Here is an 8,424-nt window from a genome sequence, read left to right on the forward strand (position 1 = left end):
TAACGCTATCCCTACTACGTAGAAACAGAAGTACGAGACTCCACGGAGTTGTCAGGATTGTCCGCGTCGGCGGGGACATTCTGTTCGGCGAGGGTTTTCCCCGGAATCTCGGATAATCCCCGAGCGGCCAGGTTCCGGCGCGCCTGCGCCAGCGGGAATGCGAGAACGCGCAGGTCGTGGAATAGCTTCACGGCGATCGTCGGCCAGATCGCGCCGGTCAGTTTGTACATGAGCGCGAGCGCGACGCCGCCGAAAATCACCTGCGCGGAGACGGCGGGCCGGAAACCGTGCCGCAGGCCGTCGATGACGCCGCCCGCGAGGATGACCAGCACCCAGAAGGGCAGGTCCGGCCAGAGCAGCGCGACCGCGTAGAGGGTGAAGCCGCGGTAGACGACCTCCTCGGCGGGCGTGCTGAACGAGTTGGCCAGCCACCAGAAGCGCTCGATCGAGTTCTCCGGGGTGATGAACACGACGTACTCGATCTTGCGGGCGATCCAGTCCCTGCCCGCACGCCCGCCGACCAGCGGAATCAGCACGGGCCCAAACAGATACGAGACGTAGACGGCAATGATGGCGAGGCTGATGATCTGCTCGGGCAACGAGAAGCCACGGAAGATCGCGGTGTCGAAGTGGGTCAGGCCGAGCTCGCGCACCGAGGTGCCGCTGATCGCGAAGGCGACCAGGACGACCGCGAGCGTGGCCCAGGTTCGGAACACACCGCCCTGGTACAGCCGCACGCGAGCGTCGGACCGCTGCCCGAATTCACGGGTGAACACGCGGACCGAGAATATCTCGAAGAATGGCTCAGCGAATACGAGATAGACGAGCAGGACTATGCAGAATATTTCCATCGGGGAGCCCCGTTCACTTCCGGTCGGGTCGGTATTTGTTTCTGAATGGAATGGGGTCGTCCGCGTCCTTGCGTTACAACTATTCCGTGGGAGACTCAGCGCACATCGGTGAAATTCGCTCTACTGCCCGAGCTGAAGCATCACCTACTCCGCTGGTCCCTGAACACATCGGCCAGACAGTACGCCCGTACTGAGATAACTGTCTACAGCTTCCATCTGGAAGATCCTGTGAGGTGGACCACCGCTGATATACGGAGTAAATACCTCCGCATATCAGCGGTGCGGAAAGTCTGATTTGCGCCGTTTTTTCGCCCGATTGGGGCGAATTCGACGAGGCCGGTCAACTCTGCGGCGCGGGCCGTTCAACTGCCCGAAACTTTGCTCACCAACGGGCGCAACATCGCGTATCGGCAATATGATTGCCAATTGTTTGCCACCGCTGGAGCAAGTAACAAAGCCATTTGTGCCCGTCCCCAAATTGCCGCCGCGCAGCGGCCGCGCCACATGCGCGAGTGTTCATGCGACGGCCACCCACCGGGACCGCACCGCGCGCCTGCCCGTCGGCCGCCGTCCACCGCCAGGTCACGAACCGGCACCGTCGTACCGCCGCACGAGCGCGAAAATTCCCATGCGGGAATAGCTCGGCTGGGGATACGTTCGTTGTTGGTGGTTAGGTGAGCGAACGAGAGGGGCCGCGTGTGGCGACCGAGACCGTGCAGTCGTCCGTAGGTCTTCGCTCCGAGCGCGGCGCCATTCTCGGCTCGCTGATGCTCGCGACCGGACTGGTCGCCTTGGATTCGACCATCATCGCCACCGCGGTGCTGACGATCACCAGCAGCCTCGGCGGATTCGCCCAATTCCCCTGGCTGTTCTCCATCTATCTGCTCGCGCAGGCGGTCACCGTCCCGATCTACGGCAAGATCGCCGACACGGTCGGCCGCAAGCCCGTCATTCTCTTCGGCGTCGCCGTGTTCGCGCTCGGGTCGCTGCTGTGCGGCCTCGCGACCAGCATGCTGGGACTGATCATCTTCCGCGCAGTGCAGGGCATCGGCGCGGGCGCGATCCAGCCGATGACGATGACCATCGCGGGCGACCTCTACACCCTCACCGAGCGCGCCAAGGTGCAGGGCTACCTGGCCAGTATCTGGGCGCTGTCGTCGGTGGCGGGACCGCTGCTCGGCGGCATATTCGCCGACTACGTCAGCTGGCGCTGGATCTTCCTGATCAACCTGCCGCTGTCCGCCGTGGCGGGTTGGATGCTGTTGCGCAGTTTCAAGGAGAGCGCGCCGCGACGCAAGCAGCAGGTGGACTATCTCGGCGCGGCACTGCTGACCATCGGTGCGGGCGCATTGATCCTCGGCCTGCTCGAGGGTGGGCAGGCCTGGGCCTGGAGTTCGCCGACCAGCCTGGCCATCTTCGCCGGGGGCGCGCTGCTGCTCGTACTGTTCGGCTTGGTCGAACGGCGGGCCGCGAATCCGGTGCTGCCCCTTTGGGTGTTCACCCGCCGGGTGCTCGTCGCCAGCAGCGTGGTGGGCGTACTCGTCGGCGCGATCCTGCTCGGATTGACCTCCTACGTCCCGACTTTCACGCAAGGCGTGCTCGGCACCGGCGCGCTGGTCGCCGGGCTCACCGTCGGCGCGCTCACGCTCGGCTGGCCGATCGCCGCCGCACTCGCCGGAAAGGTGTACCTGCGCCTCGGATTTCGAGCCACCGCGCTGATCGGCAGCGGATTGGCCACGGTGGGCGCCGCGACCACCCTGCTGATCACCGAGGATTCGACGCTGTGGCAGGTTGCCGCCTCATGTTTCCTGATCGGCGCGGGCATGGGCTTGGTCGCCGCGCCCACGCTCATCGCCGCGCAGGCGAGCGCGGAATGGTCCGAACGCGGCGTCGTCACCTCGGCCAACATGTTCGCCCGCTCGATCGGCAGCGCGGTCGGCGTCGCGGTGTTCGGCGCGATCGTCAACGCCAGGATCGGCGACACCGATCATCCGGAGCCGGCCACGCTGTCTTCCGCGGTGCACCTGGTGTTCGTCACGGTGACGGTGATGGCGGTGGTCATGCTGCTCGCCTCGGCCTGCATGCCCGCGCGCAAATCCGTCGGCAGCGCACCCGCCGAATGATCTCTGCTGCTCGGCACTCGCCATTGCTCAGGTGAATTCGAATGTCGCGACCACCGGCGCGTGGTCGGACTCCGGGTACTTCTTGTCCGTCGCGAAGTCGGCCGACTCGTCGTGCAGCACCTCGTTGTGGATCTCGGTGCCGCGGTAATTGGCGAGCAGGTTGCGGGTGACGAGCAGGTGGTCCAGCATCGCCCCGCGGCCATGATGGAACAGCGTGTAGCGCGCGGGTTCGGGCACCGTGTGCTCGAGCGGCACCAGGACCCGTCCGGCGAGCGCGCCGTTGCCGGTGTCCTCTACGTCGCCGCGAATCGCGACCAGCGGAACCTCGTCGGCGGTCGCGTTGAAGTCGCCGGCGACCACGATGCGGGCCGCCGCGTCCCGGTCCAGGATCTGGTCGATGAGCCTGCGCACCTCGACGGCCTGGCTCATCCGTTTCATGCCGGACAGGAACGAGCCCTCGGCCATCGCCCCGGCGTCGCGCCAGGTGAAGCGATCGGCTTTCTGGCCGGGGATATCGGTCGGCAGTTTCGACTTCAGGTGCACCACGATCACGTGTAGCGGGGCGCCGAGCAGGTCCAGTTCGACGTGCAGCACCGGGCGCTCGATATTGACCGGACGCGGTTGCGCCGCAGGCGGATTCGCAGTCAGGATCTGATACATCGGCGCCGCGACCAGATCGTTGAGCAGCTGCGTGCGCGCGGTGACGGGCAGGGAGGTGACCAGCACGAGATTTCGTTCGTCGAACACCTCACCATTGGCCTTCTCCGTCGACACGACATTCCAGCCGGACAGTCGAGTGTGCTGCAGGAGATCGGCCAGCGCCAGCAACGCGCGCGGCTGTCCGGGGCGCTCCTGACCGTTCACCTCCTGCAGGCACAAGATGTCGGCCCGCAGCCGATCGATCTGCGGTCGCATCACCGCGATACGGTCGGCCAGCGTCGGCTCGAACGGTCCGGGATTCGGCGTCTCGTCGAAATTCTCGAGATTGAACGTCGCAATACGCAGGGTAACCATTTCACACATCCTCATCAGGCCCCGACGATTCGAACGCCTCAATTGTCGCCGGGCGCAGAGGTGCGCACATAGGTAGCCGACTACCCGAATTCGCGCCGTCGAGCGGTTCCGGATCGCCCCGGACTCCGCTAGTTTCGAGTGATGGGGCAGATCACGGTCGCGGCGGTGCAGGCGACGAGCGAGAACGGCGCCGTCGAGCGGAATCTGCGCAATGCGGCGCTGCTGGTGCGCGAGGCCGCGCGGCGCGGTGCGCGGGTGGTGCTGTGCCCGGAGTTCCTGGCGGCAGGCTATATCTACCGCGAAAGCATCTGGGAAAGCGGCGAACCGCAAGGTGGCGCGACCGAATCGTGGCTGGCCGGACTCGCCGCCGAGCACGCCATCTATATCGGCGCAACGTATCTCGAAGCCGACCAGGATCAGTTCTACAACACCTTCGCGCTCTTCGGCCCGGGCGGCGAACTGCTCGGTCGAGTACGTAAGGGCTCGTTGCCAGGCTTCGAAGGGTGGTATTTCACGTCGTCGGCGGAGCCGAAGGTGATCGAGACCGACCTGGGCCGGATCGGCGTCGGCATCTGCAACGACAATCAGACCGCGGAGTTCTTCCGGCACATGGTGGACACCGCACCGGACCTGATCCTGATGCCACATTCCGCACCGACGCCGCGAATTCCGTTGCTGGCCGGACAGTTTCGACGGCAGTTCGGTTCCATCGCCGGTTTCTACGCGAAAGAGCTGGGCATTCCCGTCGTTTTCGCGAACAAGGTGTCCGCCCGGCTCGATTGGACGCCGGTGCCTGTCATTCCGTTCGTGCAGATACCTTTCCGCTGCGAAGGTCGCTCGTCTATCCACCTCGCCGGCGGCCGAGTCGTCGCCGAACAGGGTCCGGTCGAATCGGTGGTCGTCGGCGATGTGAGCTTGGACCCCAGCCGCAAACGCACTCCGGACCTGCGGCCCACCAGCTACTGGGCAAACCGGCCCATCCTGTCCGAAACCCTCAGCGGCCTCACCTTCGAACTGCTCACCGACCAGGCGCACCGCGCGTACGCGGCCAACCCGCGCCGGGCCGCGGCGGCCCGAGCGCTCACCTCCTGAGCACCCCCGCTCCACCCTGAGGCATCAGGGTGATCCCCGATGGTCAGTGGACCGGGGCTCCGGCATGCTCGGCGCATGGCGAATCGCGGGTGGTCGTGATGACGGTGGTATCAGCGGTTTTCGTGCTCGTCAGGTGGGCACTGCTGGTCTGGTTGGTCGCAACCGTCGCCCGGCGGGTGATCGGGACGCCGGTGGGCTGGCCGCGGACCGTGCTGCTGTCCGCGGTGTTTCCAGTGGCGGGGTCGACGGCGGCGACCGCGTTGGCGCACCGGCTCGGACTCGTCGACGACGGCGGTGACATCGCCGCGCCGTGGGGCGCGCTCACCGTGGTAGTGCTGCTGTGGGCATGGATCTTCGTGCTGCTGCTCGCGGTGCTGTACGTCGCGGAGATCATCGTGCCCAGCGGGGCGGTGCCGGGCCCGATCGCGCTGGTGCGGCGCTCGCGGCGGTCGCGGCAGGAGGCGATCCGGTACTGGCAGTTGCTCGGGGTGCTGCTGCGGCACGGGTTGGGCGGGTTCCTGCTGCGCGGTTCACGGGCACACCCGGACCGGACCAGCGCGGCGGCGGCCAACCTGCGTGACGCGCTGAACGATGCCGGTGTCACTTTCGTCAAACTCGGCCAAATGCTGTCCACCCGAAGGGATGTCGTCCCCGCCACGATCGCCGACCAACTGGCGACGCTGCAAACCGACGCGACACCGCTGCCGTGGGACCAGGTGGAGCTGATCATCGCGGCACAACTCGGGCGACCGGCCGCCGAGGTCTTCGCCTCGATCGACCGGGAACCACTGGCCGCCGCGTCGGTCGGACAGGCGCACGCCGCGGTACTCACCGACGGCAGCCGCGTGGTCGTCAAGGTGCAGCGTCCGGGGGCGCGCACCCAGGTCGCACGCGACTTGCAGATCATGGGACGGTTCGCGCGCAAGCTCGAGCGCGACGCGTCCTGGGCCCGGGAGATGGGTGTGACCGATCTGGTCGCCGGCTTCGCCGCCTCGCTGACCGAAGAACTGGACTACACCGTCGAGCTCGACAACATGCGCAATCTCGCTGGGGCGGCCCGGGATTCGGCGATCACGATCCCCGCGGCGTATCCGGAGTTCTCCTCGTCGAGCCTGCTCGTGATGCAGCGGCTCGACGGCGTGCCGGTCGGCTCGGCCCGCGCGGTGCTCGACCGCTTGGACTCCCGCACCCGAGCGAACGCCGCCGCCACGCTGCTGTCGGAAACACTGCGGCAGATCTTGGTCACCGGGGTGTTCCATGCCGATCTGCACCCGGGCAACGTGCTCATCGATGAGAAGGGACAGCTCGGCCTGCTCGATTTCGGCGCGGTCGGCCGGCTCGACGAAACCGAGCGGCTGGCCATCGCCGCGTTCCTCATCGCCATCGACGGAGACGATTCGGTCGGCGCCACCGACGCCATGCTGCGGCTACTCGGCGAGCCCGGCGACTTCGACCGGCGCACCTTCGAACGACGAATGGGTCAGGTCATCGTCCGGTTCCGGGGCGGGTTCGGCGCCAGTGGCAGCAAAGCGCTGTTCACCGAGATGATCGGATTGATCGCCGCGGCCGGGTTCGCCATCCCCGGTCAGGTGGCCGGGGTCTTCCGCACCCTCGCGTCGGTCGAAGGCACGCTGCTGCTGCTCGATCCCGGCTTCGATCTGCTGGTGTCGGCGCGGCGCGCGGGCGAGGACATCCTCGCCCCACTGCTCTCGCCTGACCGTCTCGCCCTTCGCGCCAAGGGGCAGTCTTTGACCGTTCTCCCGGTGCTGCAACGCCTTCCGGGACGTATCGACAAGATCAGCGCGGACCTGGCGGCGGGACGATTCAGCATCGGCGTGCGCGTCTTCGAGCATCCGACCGATCGCGCGTTCCTCGCCGAACTCGCCCAGCGGCTGATCACCGCGCTGTTCGCCGCGGCGTGCGTGGTCGCCGCGGCGGTGCTCCTGGTCGCCGGCAGCGACGCCGAATTGATCGGCGGCGTAGCGGTTTCCGCGGTGCTCGCCGCGGCGCTGGGGTTGATCGGCGCGGTACTGGGGATCAGGACGTTGCTGCGCAGCTGACCGCCGCCCCCGACCTCGTCGGAGTTCAGGAATGCTCAAAGATCCAGAGTTAGCTGGGGGTCCGGTCCCGCCGTGGTGACACAGGGCCGGATGACGCGCGGCGGTGCTGCGACAGCCACGGTCTCGCAGGTGCCGCAGATGCCCGCCCGGCACAGCGACGGGATCTCGATGCCCGCGCGCTCGAGCGCCTCCAGCACGGTGAGCTCGGCTGGAACGGTGAGGGTCCGGCCGGAGTGGCGCAGCCGCACCACCAGCGCGGGCGGCCGAATCATCGGACGGGACAGCGGTTGAGGCCCGCGGCGGCAGCATCGTGCTGGTCGTAGGGCGTGCCGTAGATGCCGACCCGAGCCGCGAGCAGTTCGGCCACCTTGGTGTTGCGCCGCCAGACCGGGTCGGCGGCGGCAGCACGGCGCGTCCGGCGCTGCCGGGCGCCCGGCAGCTTGTCGTCGAGTGCGCGCAGCCGGACGTCCAGCCCGGCCACGATCCCGGTCAGCGCCGCCCACGGCTGGATCGGCACACTGTGTAATGGCGTGTCGCGCAGTAGTTCTCGAACCAAACCCACGCTGCTGAAGTAGGCCAGCATGCCGACGAGCGGCGCCGTCGCCTGCACCTTCAGCCGATCGGCCAGGCTGGTGCCCGCGAGCCGGTACGTCGCCGCGCCCGCCATTGTCGCGGTCCACTCCGGCGCCGTGCCCGCCGTCGCGACCATGTAGTCCGACATCTCCATGCCTTCGACGGCTGAGCGCGGGATGAGTTCATCGGCCACACCGAAGACGTAGGCGATGTAGGCCCAATAGTGCATCACCGCGTCCAGTTGCCGTTCGGTGCAAGGCCGTCCGTGTGCGTGGTCGAAACACATCGGGGACAACCCGAACGTCACGGCGGCGCCCATCATGGTGCTGTTCGAGATGGGATTGCCGTGCGCCGCGAAATGGCCCGCGCCCCAGGCCCGGCGCAGGCCGGCGCGCACCTGGGCGTGCATCAGCCGCACCCGCACGGTGTCCTTGAACACCGGCGACCAGCGTTGCATGCCGCCGCGCACGGTGACGTTGCGAAACCAGGTGGCGGTCTCCAGGTTTCGCCGGTACGGGTCGTTGACGAACCGCCCTGTGGCACCGGTCGCCGAGGCCACCTCGGCGCCGACGAACGTGCCCATGAAGTCCTGCACGCCCATCGCGAGTTTGCCGGAGGTCGGGACGTTGATCCACAGGCGGCGGCCATATTCCCACAGCTCCGGGTCGTACCAGTCCGGCGGGGTGTCCAGGCTCGCGAACAGCGAAACCA

At 67.3% G+C, this 8,424-nt stretch carries 7 protein-coding genes; 3 read left to right on the top strand and 4 right to left on the bottom strand.

The genetic code is table 11. The annotated features are described in order from the left end of the window. Nucleotides 1–14: 14 nt before the first annotated feature. Nucleotides 15–776 (bottom strand): CPBP family glutamic-type intramembrane protease, encoded by a 762-nt coding sequence (locus NBRGI_RS01355; RefSeq protein ID WP_158439739.1) that lies wholly within the window; start codon nucleotides 774–776, stop codon nucleotides 15–17. A 773-nt stretch (nucleotides 777–1,549) separates the two neighbouring features. Here NBRGI_RS01355 and NBRGI_RS01360 point away from each other — a divergent pair. Then, nucleotides 1,550–2,974 (top strand): MDR family MFS transporter, encoded by a 1,425-nt coding sequence (locus tag NBRGI_RS01360; RefSeq protein ID WP_029892413.1) that lies wholly within the window; start codon nucleotides 1,550–1,552, stop codon nucleotides 2,972–2,974. A gap of 27 nt (nucleotides 2,975–3,001) precedes the next feature. Here NBRGI_RS01360 and NBRGI_RS01365 read toward each other — a convergent pair whose 3' ends face one another. Continuing rightward, nucleotides 3,002–3,988, bottom strand: coding sequence for an endonuclease/exonuclease/phosphatase family protein (locus tag NBRGI_RS01365; protein WP_029892414.1), 987 nt, complete (start codon nucleotides 3,986–3,988; stop codon nucleotides 3,002–3,004). A gap of 141 nt (nucleotides 3,989–4,129) precedes the next feature. Between NBRGI_RS01365 and NBRGI_RS44865 the strand changes: the two genes are divergently transcribed. After that, nucleotides 4,130–5,080 carry a carbon-nitrogen hydrolase family protein gene (locus NBRGI_RS44865; protein ID WP_029892415.1) on the top strand — a complete coding sequence of 317 codons (951 nt, stop codon included), beginning with the start codon at nucleotides 4,130–4,132 and terminating at the stop codon, nucleotides 5,078–5,080. Nucleotides 5,081–5,178: 98 nt separating this feature from the next. After that, nucleotides 5,179–7,140, top strand: coding sequence for an ABC1 kinase family protein (locus NBRGI_RS01375; RefSeq protein WP_029892416.1), 1,962 nt, complete (start codon nucleotides 5,179–5,181; stop codon nucleotides 7,138–7,140). 35 nt (nucleotides 7,141–7,175) lie between these two features. On the opposite strand, the gene NBRGI_RS01380 is transcribed toward NBRGI_RS01375, so the two are convergent. Both NBRGI_RS01380 and NBRGI_RS01385 read right to left on the bottom strand, forming a co-directional pair. Then, complete coding sequence (locus NBRGI_RS01380; RefSeq protein ID WP_051727405.1) at nucleotides 7,176–7,412, bottom strand: 2Fe-2S iron-sulfur cluster-binding protein; 237 nt, start codon at nucleotides 7,410–7,412, stop codon at nucleotides 7,176–7,178. Then, nucleotides 7,409–8,424 (bottom strand): oxygenase MpaB family protein (locus tag NBRGI_RS01385; protein WP_029892418.1); only part of this gene is annotated, 1,016 nt, incomplete at its 5' end. The genes NBRGI_RS01385 and NBRGI_RS01380, both read right to left, overlap by 4 nt.

Source organism: Nocardia brasiliensis IFM 10847 (assembly GCF_000710915.1).
Classification (GTDB): domain Bacteria; phylum Actinomycetota; class Actinomycetes; order Mycobacteriales; family Mycobacteriaceae; genus Nocardia; species Nocardia brasiliensis_A.